The organism is Bacillus sp. RHFS10 (genome assembly GCF_016757475.1).
GTDB lineage: Bacteria > Bacillota > Bacilli > Bacillales > Bacillaceae > Bacillus > Bacillus subtilis_G.
Window position 1 is genome coordinate 1 of the sequence record NZ_JAESPO010000033.1, and the last position, 410, is coordinate 410.

1 protein-coding gene is annotated in these 410 nt (G+C 70.5%); it reads right to left on the minus strand.

From position 1 onward, the window contains the following. The coding region (locus JMN17_RS21525; RefSeq protein ID WP_202329221.1) for a DUF3363 domain-containing protein at positions 1 to 410 on the minus strand (410 nt) is incomplete at both ends.

Below are 410 nucleotides of genomic sequence, written 5' to 3' on the forward strand. Positions count from 1 at the left end.
GGCGGCCACTACCTCGCGCGGATCGCGTTCGGTCATGGCCTGACCTTGCGCGAGCGCAAGGTGAAGATCGGTGCGGTACACGCCATCGGCGGCCAGCGCGGCGATGTTCCGGTCGGCGGCGCGCACGTCGGCCGCGCCTTTCACCTCCACCACGGCCCCGCTCGGGTACTGCTCTAGCTCGGCATGCGGCGGCAGCGTGACGTAGTGCGCCTTGCCGTCCGTGCCATCGACGATCAGATAGCCCTTGTCGTACAGCTCGTCGGCCAGCCCCTTGCCGACGACGCGACCGACGACGGCGCGGCCACCCTCGCCGGCCTGGAACACGGCCAGTTCGCGCTGCTGGCCGCTCATGGCGCGCTGCATGGTGCGGATGATGTCGCCACGCTCGCCCATTGCCCGCAACGTCGGCT